Annotated in this window: 18 protein-coding genes; 8 read left to right on the forward strand and 10 right to left on the reverse strand. The window is 42.7% G+C overall.

What is annotated here, in order from left to right; translation table 11 throughout:
* Positions 1-26: 26 nt before the first annotated feature.
* Positions 27-917: an aldose 1-epimerase family protein gene (locus LA20533_RS07985; protein WP_056946120.1), complete on the forward strand. Its 891-nt coding sequence runs from the start codon at positions 27-29 to the stop codon at positions 915-917.
* 8 nt (positions 918-925) lie between these two features.
* On the opposite strand, the gene plsY is transcribed toward LA20533_RS07985, so the two are convergent.
* Positions 926-1,555, reverse strand: coding sequence for a glycerol-3-phosphate 1-O-acyltransferase PlsY (plsY, locus tag LA20533_RS07990; protein WP_371857338.1), 630 nt, complete (start codon positions 1,553-1,555; stop codon positions 926-928).
* Positions 1,556-1,644: 89 nt separating this feature from the next.
* Between plsY and parE the strand changes: the two genes are divergently transcribed.
* The 4 genes from parE (at position 1,645) to LA20533_RS08010 (ending at position 8,198) form a co-directional block, all read left to right on the forward strand.
* Positions 1,645-3,594, forward strand: coding sequence for a DNA topoisomerase IV subunit B (parE, locus tag LA20533_RS07995; protein ID WP_056946121.1), 1,950 nt, complete (start codon positions 1,645-1,647; stop codon positions 3,592-3,594).
* A gap of 17 nt (positions 3,595-3,611) precedes the next feature.
* Positions 3,612-6,086 (forward strand): DNA topoisomerase IV subunit A, encoded by a 2,475-nt coding sequence (gene parC / locus LA20533_RS08000; RefSeq protein WP_056946122.1) that lies wholly within the window; start codon positions 3,612-3,614, stop codon positions 6,084-6,086.
* 197 nt (positions 6,087-6,283) lie between these two features.
* Positions 6,284-7,243 (forward strand): LysR family transcriptional regulator, encoded by a 960-nt coding sequence (locus LA20533_RS08005; protein ID WP_056946123.1) that lies wholly within the window; start codon positions 6,284-6,286, stop codon positions 7,241-7,243.
* 25 nt (positions 7,244-7,268) lie between these two features.
* Entirely contained in the window at positions 7,269-8,198 is a 930-nt protein-coding gene (locus tag LA20533_RS08010) for a manganese-dependent inorganic pyrophosphatase (protein ID WP_056946124.1), read from the forward strand.
* 268 nt (positions 8,199-8,466) lie between these two features.
* Here the strand turns inward: LA20533_RS08010 and LA20533_RS08015 are convergent, their stop codons facing one another.
* A complete protein-coding gene (locus tag LA20533_RS08015) occupies positions 8,467-9,348 on the reverse strand; it encodes a DegV family protein (RefSeq protein ID WP_054745096.1) in 882 nt (293 codons plus the stop codon).
* Between the two features lie 171 nt (positions 9,349-9,519).
* On the reverse strand, positions 9,520-9,918 hold the full coding sequence (locus LA20533_RS08020; RefSeq protein ID WP_056946125.1) for a MarR family winged helix-turn-helix transcriptional regulator: 399 nt from the start codon (positions 9,916-9,918) through the stop codon (positions 9,520-9,522).
* 167 nt (positions 9,919-10,085) lie between these two features.
* On the opposite strand from LA20533_RS08020, the gene LA20533_RS08025 reads away from it, so the two are divergent.
* Positions 10,086-11,768, forward strand: a complete 1,683-nt coding sequence (locus tag LA20533_RS08025; protein WP_056946126.1) for an Rqc2 family fibronectin-binding protein — start codon at positions 10,086-10,088, stop codon at positions 11,766-11,768.
* Between the two features lie 96 nt (positions 11,769-11,864).
* On the opposite strand, the gene LA20533_RS08030 is transcribed toward LA20533_RS08025, so the two are convergent.
* From LA20533_RS08030 to LA20533_RS08055, 6 genes are all read right to left on the reverse strand, one after another.
* Entirely contained in the window at positions 11,865-15,068 is a 3,204-nt protein-coding gene (locus LA20533_RS08030; protein ID WP_056946127.1) for a carbamoyl phosphate synthase large subunit, read from the reverse strand.
* A gap of 3 nt (positions 15,069-15,071) precedes the next feature.
* Positions 15,072-16,136 (reverse strand): carbamoyl phosphate synthase small subunit, encoded by a 1,065-nt coding sequence (locus tag LA20533_RS08035; RefSeq protein WP_056946128.1) that lies wholly within the window; start codon positions 16,134-16,136, stop codon positions 15,072-15,074.
* The gene (locus LA20533_RS08040; RefSeq protein ID WP_056946129.1) at positions 16,129-17,421 is read right to left on the reverse strand and encodes a uracil-xanthine permease family protein; all 1,293 of its coding nucleotides are present in this window, start codon (positions 17,419-17,421) and stop codon (positions 16,129-16,131) included. Before LA20533_RS08040 ends, LA20533_RS08035 begins: the two co-directional genes overlap by 8 nt.
* A gap of 247 nt (positions 17,422-17,668) precedes the next feature.
* On the reverse strand, positions 17,669-18,574 hold the full coding sequence (locus tag LA20533_RS08045) for an RluA family pseudouridine synthase (protein ID WP_056946130.1): 906 nt from the start codon (positions 18,572-18,574) through the stop codon (positions 17,669-17,671).
* Positions 18,571-19,026, reverse strand: coding sequence for a signal peptidase II (lspA, locus tag LA20533_RS08050; protein WP_054745092.1), 456 nt, complete (start codon positions 19,024-19,026; stop codon positions 18,571-18,573). The genes LA20533_RS08045 and lspA overlap by 4 nt, the downstream gene beginning before the upstream one ends.
* Positions 19,027-19,040: 14 nt before the next feature.
* A complete protein-coding gene (locus LA20533_RS08055; RefSeq protein WP_056946131.1) occupies positions 19,041-19,397 on the reverse strand; it encodes a hypothetical protein in 357 nt (118 codons plus the stop codon).
* 27 nt (positions 19,398-19,424) lie between these two features.
* On the opposite strand from LA20533_RS08055, the gene LA20533_RS08060 reads away from it, so the two are divergent.
* Positions 19,425-19,832: a reverse transcriptase-like protein gene (locus LA20533_RS08060; RefSeq protein ID WP_056946132.1), complete on the forward strand. Its 408-nt coding sequence runs from the start codon at positions 19,425-19,427 to the stop codon at positions 19,830-19,832.
* A gap of 34 nt (positions 19,833-19,866) precedes the next feature.
* On the opposite strand, the gene LA20533_RS08065 is transcribed toward LA20533_RS08060, so the two are convergent.
* Positions 19,867-20,475: a nitroreductase family protein gene (locus tag LA20533_RS08065; RefSeq protein WP_054745086.1), complete on the reverse strand. Its 609-nt coding sequence runs from the start codon at positions 20,473-20,475 to the stop codon at positions 19,867-19,869.
* Between the two features lie 136 nt (positions 20,476-20,611).
* Between LA20533_RS08065 and LA20533_RS08070 the strand changes: the two genes are divergently transcribed.
* On the forward strand, positions 20,612-21,484 hold the full coding sequence (locus LA20533_RS08070; protein ID WP_056946133.1) for a DegV family protein: 873 nt from the start codon (positions 20,612-20,614) through the stop codon (positions 21,482-21,484).
* Positions 21,485-21,539: the final 55 nt, after the last annotated feature.

Genomic DNA, 21,539 nt, shown 5'->3' on the forward strand with positions numbered 1-21,539 from the left:
ATAGATTTATTTGATAGAGGAATATAATGGAATATACACTTGAAAACCAGTTTCTAAAAGCAATTATCAATACACACGGCGCTGAACTTTCAAGCGTAAAAGACCAAAATACCGGGACAGAGTACCTGTGGCAGGCAGATCCTACGGTCTGGGCACGACATGCACCAATTTTGTTTCCGATTGTGGGTCGACTGAATAACGATACTTATACGTATCAAGGAAAAAGTTACCACATGACCCAACACGGCTTTGCCCGTGACAGCGAGTTTCAGATTGAGCATTCAACAGATAATTCGGTTACACTGCTGCTATTTTCGAATGCTGCAACCCTTAAAATGTATCCGTTCAAATTCCAGTTAAGAGTCAGCTATCAGTTGGTTAATAACTTGCTTACGGTGAGTTTTAACGTCAAGAACATGACAGATGGTGAGATGATCTTCGGAATTGGCGGACATCCTGGTTTCAACTTGCAACTTGATGAAGACGTGCAGAAGAATAACTATTTCTTCAGTTTCGAGCCATCTAAGTCGCGTGTCCGAATTCCTTTGGTCGGACCATATATTGATATCGATAAACGGACACTCGCACCTACAGACACGTTGATCGAGGTATCCGACACATTATTCAAGGATGACGCATTAATTTATGCATTAAACTCACAGACAAAGATTTCGTTGCGTAATGACAAAAATGACTATCACATTAACGTGATGCTCGATCAGACGCCTTTCGTGGGTCTGTGGTCGCCGTACCCAACCACCAGCGATTTCGTCTGCATCGAACCCTGGTGGGGCATTGCCGATGAACTTGACAGCTCTGGTACATTTGAGGAGAAAGTTGGGATGAATAAGCTCACAGCTGGCCAAGAATTTAATTCCCAGTTTCGGGTAGCGTTTCATGACAAAAAAATTGACTAGGCGAACACCTAGTCTTTCTTTTTGTTCAAATAATGATGGTAAAGCCCGAATGGAACGACGCTCTCGGTTCCGTTCTTAATTCGGCGAATATTTGGTTGATGCCGCCAGATAATGAAAATCAGGACAATAGCCGCGACAGTTGTCAATATTGCATCGTGGTAGAAGAAGGAGATGCCGGTGACAATCACCATCGCCACCATGCTGGTCAGGCTCACCATGCTGGTCAATAAAAGGATGATGCCAAATACCGTGATAGCGATCAAAAAGAAGCTCCAGTTGTAGGCCAGCAGGACACCAGCACTGGTTGCTACCGCCTTGCCACCCTTCATGTTGAGGAAGATTGAGAATGAGTGGCCAAAAATACTAGCAAGGCCATATACTAAAACAAGATACTTCGGGCCAATGCCGAAAATTAGTGGAAGTGCCGCTCCAAGTGTTCCCTTTAAGATGTCGACGGTAAGGACAACCACCCCCGGCCAAAAGCCTAAGACACGAAATGTGTTGGTGGTGCCTGTGTTGCCACTACCAAAGTCACGTAAATCCTTCTGGAAGAATTTTTTACTGATTAAAACTCCGGTAGGAAATGAGCCAGCTAAATATGCTAAAATAATTAACATAATGTTTTTTACAATGTCCACATGATTACCTCTCTTTACTAGTGTATATTCTAGCAGAGATTCTCACTGGACAAAATTAAATTTTACTTGTAGGAATGTAGGGGATTAAATTGCCAACAAAGAAAAACGCATATGACGATTCGTCGATTCAAATACTGGAAGGTCTGGAAGCGGTAAGAAAAAGGCCCGGGATGTACATAGGCTCAACGGACGGTCGTGGACTGCACCACTTGGTCTATGAAATTGTTGATAATGCCGTCGATGAGGCCTTAGCCGGTTTTGGTAAAGAAATCAACATTACAATTGGACAGGATAATAGCATCACGGTACAGGATTTTGGACGGGGGATGCCGACCGGGATGCATAGTAGTGGTAAACCAACTATCGAAGTAATCCTGACCGTGCTCCATGCCGGTGGTAAGTTTAACGAGGGCAGTTATAAGACTTCAGGTGGCCTCCACGGTGTTGGTTCATCCGTCGTTAATGCCTTATCGTCTTGGATGACTGTCCGGGTTGTGCGTGATGGTGCTGTTTATGAGGAACGCTTCGAAGATGGCGGTCATCCTGTGGGTACTCTCAAAAAGACAGGCACCAGGCACGAAAAAAATGGCACCACCATTTCGTTTCTGCCGGATCCCACAATTTTCCAGACTACGGTCTTTAAGTTTGATGTGATTGAGGAGCGCATTCGAGAATCGTCCTTCTTGCTAAAGGGGGTCAAGTTTACGCTCACGGATGAACGTGGTGAGGGGAACTCCGAGGTCTTTTACTATGAAGACGGTATTCAGTCGTTTGTGACTTACTTAAATGAGGGTAAGGACGTAATTGGTGACGTCTTCTACTTTGAGGGTACCAAAGAGGCGATTGAGGTTGAGTTTGCCGGTCAGTATAACGATGGTTACTCGGAGAACCTCATTTCATTCGTAAACAATGTGCGAACAGGTGATGGCGGTACCCATGAGATGGGTGCACGTTCCGGATTTACTAAGGCCTTTAATGAATATGCTCGTAAGGTCGGGTTACTGAAAGATAAGGAGAAAAATCTGGAGGGCTCGGACTTTCGTGAAGGGCTGAGTGCGGTCATTGCTGTCCGAATTCCCGAGGAGCTGCTACAGTTTGAAGGACAAACCAAAGGAAAGCTCGGTACGCCGCAGGCCAGAAATACTGTTGAAGCGGTTGTCTATGAACAAATGTCTTATTTTCTGCTCGAGAATGGCGAACTAGCACAAGATCTTGTTAAGAAGGCCATTCGTGCCCGGGATGCACGTGAAGCCGCCAGAAAAGCGCGGGATGATACGCGTTCTGGTAAGAAAAGAAAGAAGACAGATACACTCTTATCCGGCAAGCTAACGCCTGCTCAATCGCGGGATGCGAAGAAGAACGAATTATTCTTGGTCGAAGGTGATTCTGCTGGTGGTTCTGCTAAGCAGGGACGTGAGAGAAAATTTCAGGCAATTTTACCGTTGCGTGGGAAGGTACTGAATACCCAGAAAGCAAAGCTCCCGGATATTTTTAAGAATGAGGAAATCAACACGATGATTTATACAATTGGTGCGGGTGTTGGTGCCGAATTCAAAATTTCCGATGCAAACTATGATAAAGTCATCATTATGACCGATGCTGATACCGACGGTGCGCACATTCAGATCCTGTTACTCACATTTTTCTACCGGTATATGCGCCCAATGATTGAGGCCGGAAAGGTTTATATTGCATTGCCGCCACTGTATAAGTTACAAAAGGGTACAGGTGCCAAGTCACAGGTTGTCTATGCCTGGACGGACGATGAGTTAGAAACAGCATCCAAAAAAATGGGTAAGGGCTACAGTCTTCAGCGATTCAAGGGTCTCGGTGAAATGAACGCCGACCAGTTATGGGAGACGACGATGGATCCAAGTAGTAGAACGCTAATCCGAGTCAAAATCGATGATGCGGCGCTCGCTGAGCGGCGTGTGACGACCCTAATGGGTGACAAGGTTGAGGCAAGGCGAGATTGGATTGAGAAAAACGTGAAGTTCACGCTTGAAGAAGATTCATCAATTTTAGAAACAAAGATTTAGAAGGATAGGTATGTTAGATGGTTGAACAAACAGACCGTATAAAAGAAATGTCCCTTGAAGATGTGATGGGCGAACGCTTTGGTCGTTACTCGAAGTACATCATTCAAGAACGTGCGCTCCCGGACATTCGGGACGGCTTGAAACCCGTTCAACGGCGAATTCTTTATGCAATGTACATCGATGGTAATACTTACGATAAGCCCTTTCGGAAGTCGGCGAAGTCTGTCGGTAACGTCATGGGTAATTTCCATCCTCACGGCGATAGCTCCATCTACGAAGCTATGGTTCGTCTTTCCCAGGATTGGAAGGTACGTGAGCCACTGATTCAGATGCACGGTAACAATGGGTCGCTAGATGGCGATCCACCCGCAGCAATGCGGTATACCGAAGCGCGTGTTAGCAAAATTTCGAATTTATTATTGTCGGATATCGACAAAGAAACTGTCGAGATGGTGCTTAACTTCGATGACACAGAGAATGAGCCCGTGGTACTACCAGCCCATTTTCCTAACCTATTAGTTAATGGTGCGACGGGTATTTCCGCCGGCTATGCCACGGAGATTCCACCGCATAATCTGAGTGAAGTAATCGATGCCACAGTCTACCTTCTAGAACACCCGGGCGCGACTTTAGATGATTTGATGCAGTATGTGAAGGGACCAGACTTTCCAACCGGTGCAATTATCCAAGGTGAGAAGGGAATTAGGGATGCATACGAGACAGGTCGGGGTAAGATTGTTGTGCGGTCAAAGACCTCAATTGTGGAACTCCGTGGTCACCGTGAGCAGATTGTCGTGACAGAAATTCCGTATGAAGTTAATAAAGCTCTTTTGGTCAAAAAAATAGATGAAATTCGGGCTCTGAAGAAGATTGATGGAATAAGTGAAGTGCGCGATGAGAGTGACAGAAACGGACTCTCGATTGTGATTGAACTGAAGAAAGGCGCTGATGCCTCAAGTATTCTGAACTACCTCTTTAAGAATACTGATCTCCAAATCAGTTACAACTTTAATATGGTGGCCATCAACCATATGACCCCAGAACAAGTTGGTCTGAAGACTATTCTTAGTGCGTACTTAGAACATAAAAAAGACGTTGTGTTAAAGCGAACTGCTTTTGACCTAAATAAGGCCCAGAAGCGGCAACATATCGTTGAGGGTCTGATTAAAGCACTCTCGATTCTTGATGAGGTCATCAGGACCATTCGGGCAAGTAGCGACAAGAAGAACGCGAAGGATAACTTGGTTACGGCCTACGATTTCACCGAGGCACAGGCCGAGGCCATCGTTTCATTGCAGCTTTATCGACTAACGAACACCGACGTTAACGCCCTTCGTGCAGAACACAAGGAGCTTGCAGATAAGATTTTGGGTCTGCAGCAAATTATTAATGATCAGGCAACGCTCAATCGCGTGATCACGGACGAACTTGTGGCGGTGAAAAAAGAGTATGGTAACCCTCGCCGCTCCGCTATTCAGAGGGAAGTATCACAGATTGAAATTGACACTTCTGCTCTGATTGCCAAAGAGGATGTTCGGGTACTTGTTAGTGCAAATGGTTACCTGAAGCGCAGTTCGCTGCGATCGTATAATTCGACGGACGCAGCCGACAATGGCTTGCGCGATGACGACCAAATTGTGTTCGACGATACAGTTTCCACGCTCGCAAGTCTTTACATATTCACCAATAAAGGCAATTTGATCTATCGCCCCGTCCATGAATTGTTGGATGTGAAGTGGAAGGATACGGGCTCACATCTCTCCCAAGAAGTTGGCCTTCTGTTAGATGAACAGATTATTCAAGTGTTTGTGATTCTTGATTTGGCTGCCAAGAAAAATTTCTTGTTGGCAACGGACGATGGTTATATTAAACAAGTCAGCCTGGCTGATTTACAGCCGAGTCGAACTTACCGCTCTAAGGCGGCAGTTGCTATGAAACTGAAAGGTGAGGGGAATAAGCTTGTCCATGTGTCTGAGGTGGAAGAGAGTGCAGCAAGCGAATTAGTCCTCTTCACCAAATTCTCGTACGCTGTGCGCTTCAAGCTGGCCGAAGTTCCCGTCATCGGTGCTCGTGCTGCGGGTGTTAAGTCTGTTAATCTGAAAGACGGTGACGCCGTGGTCGACTATCTCCTGCTTGATCCTGTTGATGCTAGCGACACGAAGGTAGCGATGATTACCACCAGGGGTGCATTTAAGCAATTTAAGTTGAGTGAGGTCAACTTAGTTTCCCGTGCAAAACGTGGTGTATTAACACTGCGTGAATTGAAGAATAAGCCACACAGAGTTGCGGGCGTTGTATCGTATGTCACGGACCAGGAGCTGCAGGTCACTACGGAGCAAAATCAGGTGACGAAATTTAAAACAACAGAATTTCCAATCGGCGATCGTTATTCTAATGGTTCATTTATTATCGATGCAGAAAAGGATGGCGTACCGGTTAAAATAACTAAATTAGGCCAGATTGAGGAAGAAAATATCACAAATCTATTTTAAAAATTAAGTTTTATAATTTTTATTAAAGAAGTTCTAGTTTTAGGGACATAATATTTTATGATACGTAAGTAATGCGTTATCATAGATATTGTTAATCAATCAAATCAAACACACCAAGAAACTAACATTTTTGAACATTGGTGCTTTTGAAATGTCATTATCAAACAAAACAGATAAATATAAAAGGAGTACAAGTAATGAAGTTCAAATCAGATGCTGTTCTTTCAGCAAAGTCACTCAGATACTTTCTGCAACTGATTGATAATATGAGTTACACCCAAGCTTCGCAAATACTTGGCATCACTCAACCTGCACTTACTCAACAGATTAAGAAGATTGAGCGTGCTGTCGGTGCACCGTTATTCGGCCAGATTGGTAAGAAGTTATATCTGACTGATGCTGGTATCAAGATGCAAGAAACCGCAAAGGAATTATTTAACACGGTGAATAATGCAGTTGATCAAATCCAGAAGGATACGAACTCAGAGACGGGGAATATCTCAATTGGAGTTTTATCTTCCATCGAATATCAAGTGATTGAGGACTTCATCATCGAGTTTAATGATCTTTTTCCTGAGATCACCATCTCGTTGAATATGTTAACCAGAAACGAAATCTTGGAGCGGTTAGAAAATAACCATATTGACCTCGCAATTATGCATTTACCAGATGAGAGCATTAAGAACTGGAAGCCATATAAGGTAAAGCAAATCTACATGGATGAGGTGCTTTACCTCACGCATGACGATGTACCTAAGAACAAGAAATCTATTAGCCTGGAAGATGCTAATAAGAATCCCTGGGTTTCATATCCAGTGGAATTCTACGTTCCCCAAATACTAACTCAGGTATTTAAGGATAACAGGGTCGATCTCCCTGAGTCGAACGCACTTTTCACATCGCCATATCAATTAATTCGTTTCGCTGAAAAGACGAACTCGGATACTGCAATTACTGAGAGCTTCTACCGAGCACATAAAGATCAAATTGATTTGACGGCACTTCATTTCGATCCACGTGTCAGATTTGATATGTCGTTTATCTACAGACGCGAAAAGGAAAACATTCCGCGGATAAATAATTTCTTCGAACATTGGGATAAGTTCTTGGCAAAAGAGAGTTATTCTAGTAGATTAGAACATGTAGAAACTATCTAATCGGAAAAAGAGGGAATGGATTAAAATGGCAAAAGAATTAGTTTTTGGTCATCAAAATCCAGATACTGACGCGATTGGCGCTGCCATCGCGTTTTCGTATTTGGTAAATCAACTTGGTTATGACACCGAAGCTGTAGCTTTGGGTGAACCAAATGAAGAGACGAAATTTACATTGGACAAATTTGGCTTTAATGCTCCAAGAGTTGTTCAGACAGTATCAAATGAAGTAGATGCAGTAATGCTCGTTGATCATAATGAATTTCAACAAAGCGTCAGTGACATCGCAGACGTGCAAGTTTCGCACGTCGTTGATCACCACAGAATTGCAAACTTCAACACAGCAAACCCGTTATTCTATCGTGCAGAACCTCTGGGTTGCACAAGCACTGTTATCTGGAAGTTGTACCACGAGTATAAGACGGCGATTCCAAAGGAAATTGCGGGAATCATGATGTCATCGATTATTTCAGATACACTTTTGTTTAAATCACCGACAACTACGCCAACTGACGAGATTGCTGTGAAGGATTTGGCATCACTTGCTGGCGTTGACTACGAAGCGTATGGACTAGAAATGTTGAAGGCTGGTACAGATTTGTCTGCTAAGTCGGAACAAGAACTGGTTGATATGGACGCCAAGAGCTTCGAGATGAATGGTAAGAATGTGCGAATTGCACAGGTAAATACAGTTGATGTTGCAGATGTCTTAAAACGGCAGGCTCAGTTCACGACTGTAATTAACGCTGAGATTGCACAGGACAGATATGATCTGTTTGTATTCGTAATTACGGATATCTTAAATAGCAACTCAAAGGCAATCGTGTTGGGTTCTGATGAGGCTAAGGCTGCATTCGAGCACACGTTTAACCAAACTATCACTGATGATGTGGCAGCAATGCCTGGCGTTGTTTCGCGAAAGAAACAAATTGTCCCACAACTTACTGCAGCATTCTAAATTCTGAGCAATTCTACTTAACTAATCAGTTAATCAGTTGCATTGTAAATAAGCAAACCCAAACATTTTTTATGTTTGGGTTTTTGTTTTCCAGCAAAAGTATAAGATGACACATAAAAGCCAGCAAATTCTTAGTGAGACATACTAGGATAAGGGGACAGGATTTATTTAGCGAGATAACTTCCGATAATATATATTATGTAAACTCACATCCGAAAAACAAAGCTGCTGTGCAGCTATCTTCAAATTCGTAATTAAGGACTGTAACCTAGTAAGTAATTTGCAAAACATCTGGCATCCATGTAATACCGATTGCTTTTTCACCTAAATGTGTTGCAATCACTGGACCAAACTCATCAATTTCATTTGGTGTTTGCGGATATTTTGCTGTTAATTCAGCTTGAATCTTGATTGCAGTTTCTCGCTCATTAGCATGATAAATGATAATCCGGAGCTTCTCTAAGTCAGACACGTTTGTTTCTATCTTCTTGGCCATCAACTTCTCTGATTTGGCAATGGCTTTCTTCATAGAGCGAACTTTGTCGAAAGAAACTATTCTGTGTGATTCTGCGTCAAATGTGAGTAAAGGTTTAATCTGTAACATCGAGCCAACCAATGCCGATGCATTACTCAAGCGACCACCACGCACCAAATTATTAAGATCATCAACTACGAAAATTTCATCGGTTTGCTGTCTCAGTTCACTCAGGTTACTGATAATTTGGGCGGGATTGAGGCCTGCGGCAATCATTTTGGCAGCGGCGATTACCTGATAACCCATTAGACGAACAGTAATTTGCGAATCAAACGGGTACAGGTGCAATTCTGGATTAGCATTGGCAAGGTTGACCAGCGTTTGATTGAAGCCGCTAATTGTACCGGCAAGTGTGATGGCAATGATTGCGTCGTAACCATCAGCTTTGATCTGTTCAAACAAGCTAAGAAGTTCGCCAATACTGGGCTGGGAGGTTTGAGGAAACCCCGCACCAGCCTGCTCAAGTTCATAAAGCTGCTGAGAATTAAAATCAACGTGTTCCAGGTATTCCTTATCGTCAATGATGACAGGAATGGGTAGCACGTTGATATTATACTGTTCAATTTCGTCTCTAGTTAGATAGCTAGTACTATCTGTCACAAGTGCAATTTTCAAATTAAGACTCACTTACTATCAATAAAATAATTAAAATAATTTTTTCTTGCTTAAATGCAATGCGCAATAATTGAATATATTTGCTTCTAAAAGTATATCACATCAACAGCTAAAAAAAAATATTGGCCGGCTTACAACCCTAATGTAAAGCGCTTTACAAATGATGCGTCACTAACTTAGCTTCTTAATTATCATACTAAGTTCCGACCGTAAGAAACTAATTTCTTCCTGAGCGGAATATGCGAAGATCTTGTCTGTTAATCCTGTAATTGCTTTTTTTAATTCCTCAGCCTTGATTAGACCATTAGCTGATAAATGAACATGTTTAGTTGAGTCTTTTGAAGTCAAGTCAAACTCAAGGTAAGATCTTGTCTGTTCTTGATTTAGTTGTCTACTGAGTGTGGAAATTGAAATAGATAATTCATGTGCTAAGTCGTTCATGGCGAGCAATTCGTTGCCGGTTTCACTAAAATATTGTAGTAACCTGATTTGACTCTGATTTAACTTTGTTGAATTCATCAAAAGTTTCATGATTTTTTCGCCAATCTCGTTGAAAAGTAGAATATTCATATTAATCCCCTTCTATTCCTGATTTAACAATATATTGTATTATACAACGAATCTGCTTTGATTGTACAACTGAGACGTATTTTTGACTGATTTTTGCTTAGAAGAACAAATTACCTTTTTAGTCATGAAAATAGTACAATAGAGTAATTAATAACTGAGGTGAGCATATGTCATTTGACGGACTTTTTATTAAGAAATATCTCGAGGAATTGAAGCCACAATTGGAGACTGGTAAGCTAATGAAAGTTTATCAACCCTTTGATCAAGACGTCATATTAATTTTCCGCCAGAGTCGAAAGAGAAAACAGCTGTTACTATCCACCAACGCTAATTCTCCACGATTTTATCTGACAGATACCGATATCGATAATCCTCCCGTTGCCCCTACTTTTGCAATGGTACTGAGAAAGTATCTTGAAGGTGCTATTCTAAAGGAAATTTCGCAGGTTGGAAATGATCGTATTGTAAACTTCGATTTCACGAATCACGATGAATTAGGCGACGAGCAGACACTCACGTTGTCTCTCGAACTAATGGGCAGACACAGCAACCTGATTCTGATTAATAGAAACGACGGCAAGATAGTTGACTTACAGAAGCGAATCAACCCCGATGAAAATCGAGTACGGATGCTTTTACCTAAGGCTCGTTACGAATTGCCACCATTGAATGAGCAATTGGATATTTGCACTGTTACTAAGACACAATTCGCCAACTTTAGCGATATCAACTCATTCATCCACTCATTGGGCGGACTCGACCGCGATAATAAGTTCGAACTGCAAACTAGGCTAGAGGAAAGTTTTTCATACGAAACAATTCAGAATTTTGTGGCGACGATACTGGAAACTACACCAACGCTAGGCTTGAATAACCGCAAAAGGCCCGTCTTCTTCAGCTATACCCCCACTACCCTCTCAGCAAACGGCAGGGTTAAGTACGATACCTTGAACGAACTTGTCGATAATTTCTATCGAACGGAAGCTACTAATGCCTGGGTGAAAGAGCGCGCGCAGAAAGTCAATACATTGGTCAACAACGAACTAAAGAAGTTGACTAAGAAACTGGTAAAACTAGAGGATCAACTCACACATGCGGAAAACTCCGAGTCGTATAGAATCAAGGGTGAGTTGTTAAATACGTATCTCAATCAGGTGAAACCTGGCATGACCCAAATTGCACTACCAAATTATTATGATGAGAACCACGAACTAGAAATCTCACTTGCGGCGGAATTATCACCACAACGAAACGCGCAGAAGTATTTTACCAAATATCAGAAGCTGAGAAACTCCATTAAATATGTGAACGAGCAGATTGAGTTCACCAAGCAAAATATTGCCTACTTTGAGTCCGTGCAGACTGCGGTTGCAAACGCCGAACCAGCAGATATCGCAGCGATTGTCGCTGAACTTCAAAATCAAGGATACTTGAAGAAAACGGCGCGCAAGGAGCGTAAGCAGAAGATTACAGAGAAACAGTTGAGTACCTTTAGATTGTCGAGTGGCAAAATAGTGTTGGTTGGTAAGAATAATTATCAAAATGACTGGCTAACGTTCAAGAAATCACAGAAAACGGATCTGTGGTTGCACGTCAAGAATATCCCAGGTTCCCACGTGTTGATTCAGAGCGCTGATTCACCATCTGAACAAGATATTCAAGAAGCGGCTGAGATTGCAGCGTATTATTCAAAGGCCCGGCTGTCTTCCCATGTGCAGGTAGATTATGTCCCAGTCAAACGAGTTAAAAAACCAAATGGCGCTAAGCCTGGCTTCGTTATCTATACCGGTCAGAACTCAATCGAGGTCACGCCAAACGAAGCTGAAATACTGGCTAAGCAGGTCAAGTAACTGAAGTCTAGGAACTAAAGAGTAACTATTCCTTTCAAAAATTGGAATAGTTACTTTTTTGTATTCAAAATACGTTGTCTTAGATGCGCAAAGCTCCTAGATTGGCTGGGTAGTCAATGCAAGTGACTCTAATACCTCAAGTACGTAGCTTGCCGTCTTTAGACTTGAGAAGACGGGAATGTGGGCATGTAATGCTGCGTCCTTGATTTGTGTTGCGTCCTGGTTAGCCAAATCAGAATAGTTGGTGACATTAATGACCAAGTTGATTTTGTGCGCGGTTAGCTTATCAATTACGTTGTGGTTGCTCCCTTCAACCTTCGGCACGATGTTAACCGTAATTCCAGTCTCGGCCAGTATACTTGCCGTACCCTCGGTCGCAAAAATTTTGAAGCCTAACAAATGGAATCTGTGTGCGAGATTTGTTGCTTCCTTCTTATCCTCGTCCTTAACGGAAATAAAGATTGACCCATATGTGGGAATAGTCAACCCGGCACCAGCATAACCCTTATAGAGCGCCTTGCTGAGTTTTGTATCCCGACCAACCACGGAACCACTAGCCTTCATCTTCGAATCGAAGGTGTTCTCGCCGTGATAATTAATGTACGAAAATACAGGCATCTTGACGTAAATCAGGTTATTCGATGGCCAGATATCCGCTGGCAGACCTAGTTCTTGGAGGCTACTGCCCAGAATTACTTTTGTCGCTACTTTAGTGATATCCTGCCTGAGTGCCTTCGAGAGAAATGGCACATTATGACCTGCATAGGTCTTAATTTGAAGCACATAGATTGTTCCCTGAAAAATTAGAAAATGAATATTTAAGAAGCCACGCATTTTAATTAGATGGCTAAGGCTTACCGTCATATCGCGAATTTGCCGCCGCTGATCGGATGTTAAATTCTGCGGATTAAAGACCGCAATGGAATCGCTAGCGTGGGAACCGGACTGCTCCAGGTGTTCAATAATCCCGGGAATAGTCACATTCTCACCATCACTAATCGCCGTCACTTCGTACTTCTGGCCGTCAATAAACTTACTGATATTGATTTTATCGAGTTGATTCTGCAGGATGTACTCCCTTAGGGCCGGTTCATCGAAGACAACGGCGGATTTCTGCGGTCTATTCTGCGTCTTGCCACCTACCAGAACCGGAAAGCCAATCTCATTTGAGTATGCCAGTGCGTCCGTGAGCGTAGTGGTTGACGTACCAGGAACGCCGTTGAAATCCAGGTTCGTTAAGAGTTTATTCAGGACCTCTTTTTGGTCCAGGTGGTACAAGTCAAAGTGTTCTTGCCCTACGATATGTAACCCATGTTCTTGTAATGCACCGACGAAATGGTTGGTCTGCTTGCCACTGAACTGCGTCATGATTGATGTGACGCCCTCATATTTGGCAATCCGGAGAATGTTCTCGATGGTGATGGGTTCGAAATAAACACGGTCAACCAAACGGTAACTGGAACTAATTGCTTCCGAGTTATTACTGATAATAATCGTCTCATAGCCGAGCTCTTTCAGTGTTTTAATGGCGTGGAAAAGCATGAAATCAAATTCTGAGTTTAATGAAATTTGGAATGGCCCTAATCCAATAATTAATAACTTGGGCTTGTCTGACTTGATTGGTTCTACTTCATTATGAACACCGTAGGCTGAGTAAACGGCGGAAACTTGTGGCGTATACATGCCGGCAGTTCCATCTAGCTGAATAAAACTCGGTTCAATTCCTGCCTCTCGGACATTTTTGATGATTACATCTGGGTGTTGGTGTGTTATCTGGGCAATCAGTGTGTTTGAAAAGCCCAGTAGTTTGGCTCGATACAACAATGCTGCTGTTGCCTCATTATTATCTGTCGAAAAGTATGTTGTGCGTAATTGGCTGATTACCTGCGCGATGTTGTTAAACTTTTGGAGGTAGACTGGGTGAATTTTGATTAATTGCCGGAGTTTCGTCAAACTAACTCCCCGAACTAACGCAATTACAAGTTGAATTAGATGACGCTCACCTGGATGTGCGAGTTCGGTTAGTAAGTCGTCAATATCTTCTGTGAGATACTTGTGGTACAACGTCATGTTCTGTTCGAACGAATTTGTAGACTCAATCCCCTTCATCATCGCGGTCTCGAAGTTATGGCCAATTCCAATCGCCTCCCCACTCGCCTGCATCTTATCGTTCAACAAATAATGATTTTCACCAGATTCGGTGAAGGACCAGTTGGGAAACTTGGTTGCTACCATGTCGAGAATTGGCTCGATTGCGGCATTTAAACCAGAGTTTGGATTTGTAATCTCGTTCAGGTTGTAGCCCAGCGCAATTTTGGCAAGGACATAGCCAATATTATAAGTCCCTGCTCGATAAGCGAGCAGTGTGCTGCGGGTAATTCGCGGCCTAATACTTAAAACCTTGATGGAGACACGGTCACTCTGCTGCTTAACAGCGAAATGGACACTTAAAATACCATGATGATTGAAAATTTGACCAATTTTCTTCGTGATGGCGCGAATTTTCTGAATTGACTGATTATTAAGTGTGAGAATGGGCGATACGAGGACTGAATCACCTCTATTGATGGAGACTGGCTCGATGGACCCGGCAAAGTTAACGAAGTTTAGGTTACCCTCGTTGTCTCTTAGTACGTCCACTAAAATTTCCTCCCAATCGGAGAGGTCTTCGTAGAATTGGTAGTTTTCTGTATTATAGTCGCTCGTCCTAGCCTCTTTTTCCAAGTAACCGAGTAGCTCTTGCTCGTCAGTCACTTTAATGTGTCTGCGCTCACGAAACCGGTCGGCTTTCGCTATGATGAGTGGAAATTGGATGCTCGAAAGATGCTTCTGGAGTTCGCTCACACTCTCATTAAGTTCAAAATTCTTGCTGCAAGGTAAATTGTTTGCGGAAAGCACCTCAATTAGTTTTCTCTTATCCTGGACAACCTCTAGTGTCTGATTATTGATGGTTAGTAGTTTGATTTCGAGTTCATCGAGTATCCCAGACTGTTTCAGTTCAAGTGCCATCTGGATGGAAATACTACTACCTAGTGCCGTAACAATAGCATCTGGTTGCTCCATGCGCAGAATTCGTTTCAGGAAATCAATCGTCATGGGTTCAAGATAAACAGTAACGTCCGCGCTCGGGTCTGTGGCCACCGTAGCTGGGTTTGGGTTCACAATTACTAACTTGATTGAATCCTCAAGAAATGATTCAATGGCCTGCTTAGTAATCAAGTCGAACTCTGCCACCTCACCTACGATATTCGGGCCGGAGCCAATTATGAGAAGCTTATTTAGTTCGTTTTTTAGAGGCATAACTTACTCCATCATTTTGAGAAAAATATCGAAAATTAAACGTGCGTCGAAGTTACCTGGTGAACCCTCAGGGTTGAAGGCCACACCAATCATTCTTTTGTCCGACCAAATATATCCCGCCAGGTAATTCTGGTGGAGATCAATGAATTGCTCAGAGAAACTCACATTATCAGTTATTTCGGGTACTGACGCAATCTGTTGGATGTTCATGGCCGTTTGCCAGATTTCAGAATTGCTAGTATTCAGTACGGGATAGTTCGAGCCGATATAGTTCGGCCTTAAATCGTTAATTTGCAAGTTCAAGAATTTGCTAAGTACGAGGTATCCTAACCCAATTCCCATAATCGGAATTGTCGACTGGAGTGCTTTGATAATCTCTTCCAGGTCAACATTAATGGACTCTAGCTTGCCGGGCCCATTTGAAATGATGATGCCATCAGGCCGGAGATTAAGAATTTCCTCTAGTGAGACATTATATGGCAAGACGACAGAGTTGATTTTGCGCAAGGAAAGCTCACGCAGTAGCGAATGCTTTAATCCCAGATCGATGATTGCAATTGTTTTACCAATATTTGGCGCTGCGTAGGCATCAACCGTCGACGTATTCTGGACTTTGTTTTTTGGCAGTACTAGGGCCTTAATCTGGTCAATCGCATGTTGATCATTGGTATCCATGATACTAGCCTTTTGGACGTCCAATGTACTAAACTTTTTGACAATATTACGGGTATCAATCTGATAAATACCGGGGATATTCTTTTCGCGGAGGAATTGGTCCAGGTCTTGGAAAGAGTTACTACCAGCAATCTTAATAGCCAGATCATTGACGACGATGCCCTTGACTGACGGGTTGATCGACTCATAATCAATGGCACTAATCCCGGTTGCACCGATGATTGGTGTGGTGAAGACAAGTATCCGACCGGCGTTTGTTTGGTCTGTCAAAGATTCTTGATAACCAAAATTAGCCGTTTCCACGGCTAATTCTCCTGTTGCAATGATCGGTGCGCCAAAGCCAATTCCTTGATAGGAGCTCCCATCTTCTAATATTAAGTAACGGTTATTCATTTTCTACACTTTCACTTGCTGCGTGCTTAGGCAGTATAAGATTTAAGATAATACCGACGATTGATGCCACTGTTAAACCGGAGAATTGAAGTGTTGGCGCTAGTTGCAACACTGCATTACCAATTCCAATTACTAGTACAACAGATGCAATCATCAGATTTCTTTTTTTATTGAAGTCTACTTTATTTTCTACGAGGATTTTAAGGCCACTGGCAGCGATAACACCAAATAACAGGAAGCTTACGCCGCCGAGTACTGGCCGTGGAATACTCTGAATTAGCGCTGACAGTTTACCAACGAAACTAAAGACTATAGCAAACATTGCTGCGCCAATCAGGATATAAATGGAGTGAATCTTTGTGATTGCCATGACACCAATGTTTTCGCCATAACTTGTTAGTGCAGGACCACCGACCAGGCCGGAGAAGATTGAAGCTGTACCGTCACCTGTCAGTGTTTTAGCGAGTCCTGGATCTTTGAAGAAGTTTCTACCTGTCATTTCGTTTAGGACCATGATGTGGCCTAGGTGCTCAGTCATCGTAACGAATGCAATCGGAACCATCCCAATTATAGCACCCCAATACATTTGAGGTCGATAGCTAACAAAAATGATATCAAAATCTGGTACTTGGAACCATTTTGCTGCCATAACAGGTGCGAAGTCGACCAAGCCGAGTGCTGCAGCAAATAAGTAGCCGACGATGATTCCTAGTAAGATTGCTACTTGCGAAATGAAACCCTTAAAGAACATAGTGAAGAAGATTGTGGCAAAAAGTGTGAAGAGTGCGACTAAGAAGAATTTGATTTCATACTTCCCTGCTGCCGTCATTGTTGCATCGCTCGCTGCTGTTCCAGCAAGTGAGAGTCCAATGTCCATGACAATCGGTCCGACGACGATTGGTGGCAAGGCCTTGTCAATCCAATCGTGACCGACGAAGCTAACAATTAATGCGATTAGCAGATAAACGACACCGACGGCAATAATTCCTTGTGCTACTGCTGGATAACCCGCTGTTTTCATTAGGCTAATCATGATTGTAATGAAGGCAAAACTTGAGCCCATGTAGAGTGGAATTTTGCGGTGAGTAATTAAAATATGGAGTAGCGTACCGACCCCTGAAGCAAACAGTGCTATGCCAGGATTTAAACCCACAAGAATTGGTACCAGTACAGTTGAACCAAACATGGCAAATAAGTGTTGGATGGAGAGGAATATACCGCGGCCAAGTCCCGGCTTGTCCTCAATATCAAGTAAAATTGATGGATCTTTCTTATAGTCTGTCATCTAAATCTCCCCTATTCATGTTTTCTTCCTCTGGTTACATAATTGCAGTTACCTCAATCCTTGGCAAACAAAAAGCCTTCGTCCACTGACGAAGGCGTAATTAATTGGTCCGCGCAGTAATCCCATTGGACTATGCACGAACAACTAAACGACTCCTTGTCAGCCTCTCTGGACTGGATTAAAGGTAGCGTTAACTTTTGAACCTAGATGAATTGTAATGGTCTTCTTAGCTAATGTCAAACTAAATCTATACATCACCGTTAGCCAATTTTTTGAGCATCTCCTGAAAAATTTTGGGTGGCTCAACAGAAAATTCTAGCCACTTATTGGTTCTTGGGTGATAGAATCCCAGTGTTTGAGCGTGCAGAAATTGGCCATTGCCAGCTAAAGTTTTTTTCGGAGCATAGATTGGATCGCCCGCAACTGGGTGCTTAATATACTGCATGTGCACTCTAATCTGGTGTGTGCGCCCCGTCTCGAGGACACACTTCACAAGTGAAAAACCGGCGAATTGTTTTTCGACGAAGAAATGCGTAATTGCCGCACGACCATTCGGATCGACGGCTTGTTTTTTGCGGTCGACTTTGCTTCGCGCAATTGGAGCAGTGATCTTCCCCTTCGCCTCCGTAAAATTACCGTGCACAATTGCGAGATATTCGCGTTTATTAACCTTGTCCCGCAGCTGGCGCTCGAGGCTCTCACGGGCCAGAGCGGTCTTCGCTACCATCAGTAAGCCAGACGTATCCTTATCAATACGGTGGACGATACCGGGTCTGAATGGCTCCGCTGCAGGCGCAAGCTTTGCATGGTACAACAACGCGTTCACCAATGTATGATCGCGGTGGCCGGCACTTGGATGGACCACCATCCCCTGCGGCTTGTTCAAAACGATGACATCGTCGTCTTCGTAGATAATGTCGAGTGGTATATTTTCTGCTGCCAATGTCAGCGGCTTCGTATCTGGTACCTGAATTTGAATCTGATCACCGGGGTTAACAGCATAACTTATTTTCTTCAGGCCGCCGTTGACAGTAATCAGGCCGTCTTTTACTAAAGACTTGATTTGTGTCCGACTCAATTGGAAATCCTGCTGGGCCAATACCTGATCTAAGCGACCAGTTTCATTCGTAATTGTTAGATTGAATTCTGTCATTTTTCCTCTTTATCTAAGAAAATCAAGTAGATGAAAATAAATACTACCCCAACGGAGATTGCTGCGTCTGCAACGTTGAAAATATTGAACTGGATGAAATCAAGTTGGAACATATCGACCACATAGTGCAGTCTGATACGATCGATTAAATTACCGATGATGCCCCCTAGCACAAGAGCCAATCCCAATTTAAATGACCAGTGTCCCTGGCGGTGCTTGATCAGCAGATAGATGACCGTCGGGATGACAACCGCACTGATGATGTAGAATAGCCACATTTGGCCGCTGAAGATGTTGCTAGCCGCACCGTCATTTTGGATGTAGTTAAAGGATAGCACTCGGGGGATGATCTCCTGCACCTCTCCTACACTGTAGTTCTGGACGATGAAAAACTTGAGGGCTTGATCGGCAACAATTGCCAATATACTGATGATAAAATAAAATATTATCATAATACTCCTTATTTTTACTTAGTTTTTGTGAATTGGAAAAAATTGATTGGTGTGTGATTTGCCCTAATGAATACACCAGTAGCATAGAAGCGCCCATTCTGCTTCTTGTTGGTGATTGTGGCGGAAAACTGCTTGATAAACGGCAGTTTGACCTGAGCATAGTCACCGCTAGTTACCACATAATATGTGCCAAAAATTGAGTAAATTAGCCAAATTATGAATAGCGCGCCAGTAGCCACCGGCCACCAATTAAAGCCGTTTACACTCTCAAAAGATAGTATAATGGTTAAAAATAAGAGTACGAGGAGCCAGGAATAGTAGATAATTCCGCTGTAGCCACCAAAAAGAAAAAAACGTTTTTTTTGTTTCATCAAATACTTCCTTAGGAAAGATAGATTATGTTAATTATAAAAACCGATGCTGCCTTTGATCCCGTGACTAAGAATGCAAGTATTGCTTACGTGATCCAGGATTTCACCAGCAAGAGAATAATTGCATCGAATGCAAAACGGATTAATGTGCAAGATAATCATCAAGCTGAATTCGAAGCGTTAATCGATGCACTAAAGTACCTCATTGATCATGACCTCACTGAATCAATCATTGAGATTCTGACCGACAGTAAAGGTCTATTTTTGAGTATTGAGAAAAGTTATTCGAAGAGTTATCCGGCAGAGAGTCAGCTGATCACCGACCTATTAAGCCAATTTAATCTGTATTATACCAAATTAATTAGTGACAAGGAAAATAAACATGCACACCGTTTAGCAATTACTGCTTTGCACAAGAAAAAAGAGGACCAGTAACGGTCCTCCTTTCTTATTTTCTCAACATTGGGTATTATTCGAAAATCTTGAATGTGTCCTCAAAAGGCAGGAATTCTTTCTTACCTGAGTCTGGACCTTCAATAGAGCCAAAGACCATTTGCCCTCTTAAATCCCAGTTTTCTGGGATAGCAAATTCCTTAGCAACTTGCTCATCAATCAACGGGTTGTAATGTTGCAAGTTTGCTCCAATATTATTCTCGCGTAGCGCAGTCCAGAGTAGTTGTTGGAAACCACCCAAGCCCTGTTCAGCCCAGTCATGGAAGTTATCCTTATATAGTGTGAACTGCTCCTCTAGTTGTTTTACAACAGCTTGGTCACGGAATAAGAGCACTGTTCCTGCTGCGGCCTTGAAGCCAGCAATCTTCGCAGACGTAGCCTTCATTGCTTCCTCAGTTGGGACTTCCGGACGAAGCCTTTCAAGTGTTAGGTCCCAAAGCTTAACGTGGTGTTCGCCGAATAGTACAACAGCTCTGACAGTTTGACTGTGAAAAGCAGTTGGTGATGCAATCATGGCATTCTGAACTAGCTCGCTAATTTCTTCATGAGAAAGTGTGATATCCTTACCAAGTTGGTAGATTGTTCTTCTTTCTTTTGCAATATCAATTGATTTTTGATTAACCATTTCTTACCTCGCTTATATTAAGTTGATAAATAAATGTTATCATCTTACTTTTCGTAAGTAAAGAAATATTATTCAAAATTACCAAAATTTGTTTGATTGGTTTAAAATGAACTACATGAATGGAGGATTTATCGAAATGAAAATTGCCGTTGTTGCTGACAGTGCATCATATCTTACTAAAGAACAAGAGAAACAATATGGGATTTCAGTAATTCCTATTCCGATAATCTGGAATAATAAAACATACCGTGACATGATTGATATCACCAGTGAGGAGTTCTATCGGCGCCTTTACAGTGAACAAGAATTACCAACAACCTCCACCCCATCGATGGGCGAGGTCCAAAAGCTGATGGACCAACTAGTTCAAGAAGAATACACAGATGTAATCTTTGTGACTATCTCAAGTGGTCTTTCAAGTTTTTATCCTAGTCTGGTTGCCTATGCAGAAACCGAAAAAAGAATTAATATCCATGCATTTGATTCGAAAGTAACATGTGCCGGCTCTGCCAATATGGCAATGCTTGCGGCTAAGCTAGTTGCAGCGGGCAAGTCAGTGCCAGAAATCATCAGTAGCTTAAGTGATTTACGTGCTACAACACATGTCCGCTTTATGGTTGATGATCTGAGCCACCTGAAGCGGACGGGCCGACTATCAAATGCTGCTAGCTTCGTCGCCGGTATGCTCAAAATAAAACCAATTCTTGGCATGGATGTCCAAGAAGAGGGAAAGATCTCCGCGATTGGGAAGGAACGCCAAGCTAAAAAAGCGTTTGAGCATATTAAACGTGACTTCGCTGCAGCCATTGCAGATGTTGACTACCCTGTCCAGGTAACGTTCTTCGACGCAGCTGCACCGGAACTTAAGGCCGAATGGATGGCTGATTTCAAGCAGAGTTTTCCAAATGTCCGGATTCTCTCGAGTATTATCGGTCCGGTCGTTGGTGTACATGTGGGTCAAGGATGTATCGCTTTAATTTGGAGTAAAGATATTCAAGGTTTTGCTTGATAATGAAACGCTTTCATGTAAATATGTAAGTTGTACAAATTATATATTGTAAGGA

Source organism: Amylolactobacillus amylophilus DSM 20533 = JCM 1125 (assembly GCF_001936335.1).
Lineage (GTDB): Bacteria > Bacillota > Bacilli > Lactobacillales > Lactobacillaceae > Amylolactobacillus > Amylolactobacillus amylophilus.

Excerpts from the sequence above, each read along its gene's own strand:
- LA20533_RS07985 (WP_056946120.1), top strand. The coding sequence starts at position 27 with ATGGAATATACACTTGAAAACCAGTTTCTAAAAGCAATTATCAATACA.
- parC (WP_056946122.1), top strand. The coding sequence starts at position 3,612 with ATGGTTGAACAAACAGACCGTATAAAAGAAATGTCCCTTGAAGATGTG.
- LA20533_RS08005 (WP_056946123.1), top strand. The coding sequence starts at position 6,284 with ATGAAGTTCAAATCAGATGCTGTTCTTTCAGCAAAGTCACTCAGATAC.
- LA20533_RS08010 (WP_056946124.1), top strand. The coding sequence starts at position 7,269 with ATGGCAAAAGAATTAGTTTTTGGTCATCAAAATCCAGATACTGACGCG.
- LA20533_RS08020 (WP_056946125.1), bottom strand. The coding sequence starts at position 9,918 with ATGAATATTCTACTTTTCAACGAGATTGGCGAAAAAATCATGAAACTT.
- LA20533_RS08025 (WP_056946126.1), top strand. The coding sequence starts at position 10,086 with ATGTCATTTGACGGACTTTTTATTAAGAAATATCTCGAGGAATTGAAG.
- LA20533_RS08030 (WP_056946127.1), bottom strand. The coding sequence starts at position 15,068 with ATGCCTCTAAAAAACGAACTAAATAAGCTTCTCATAATTGGCTCCGGC.
- LA20533_RS08035 (WP_056946128.1), bottom strand. The coding sequence starts at position 16,136 with ATGAATAACCGTTACTTAATATTAGAAGATGGGAGCTCCTATCAAGGA.
- LA20533_RS08040 (WP_056946129.1), bottom strand. The coding sequence starts at position 17,421 with ATGACAGACTATAAGAAAGATCCATCAATTTTACTTGATATTGAGGAC.
- LA20533_RS08045 (WP_056946130.1), bottom strand. The coding sequence starts at position 18,574 with ATGACAGAATTCAATCTAACAATTACGAATGAAACTGGTCGCTTAGAT.
- lspA (WP_054745092.1), bottom strand. The coding sequence starts at position 19,026 with ATGATAATATTTTATTTTATCATCAGTATATTGGCAATTGTTGCCGAT.
- LA20533_RS08055 (WP_056946131.1), bottom strand. The coding sequence starts at position 19,397 with ATGAAACAAAAAAAACGTTTTTTTCTTTTTGGTGGCTACAGCGGAATT.
- LA20533_RS08060 (WP_056946132.1), top strand. The coding sequence starts at position 19,425 with ATGTTAATTATAAAAACCGATGCTGCCTTTGATCCCGTGACTAAGAAT.
- LA20533_RS08065 (WP_054745086.1), bottom strand. The coding sequence starts at position 20,475 with ATGGTTAATCAAAAATCAATTGATATTGCAAAAGAAAGAAGAACAATC.
- LA20533_RS08070 (WP_056946133.1), top strand. The coding sequence starts at position 20,612 with ATGAAAATTGCCGTTGTTGCTGACAGTGCATCATATCTTACTAAAGAA.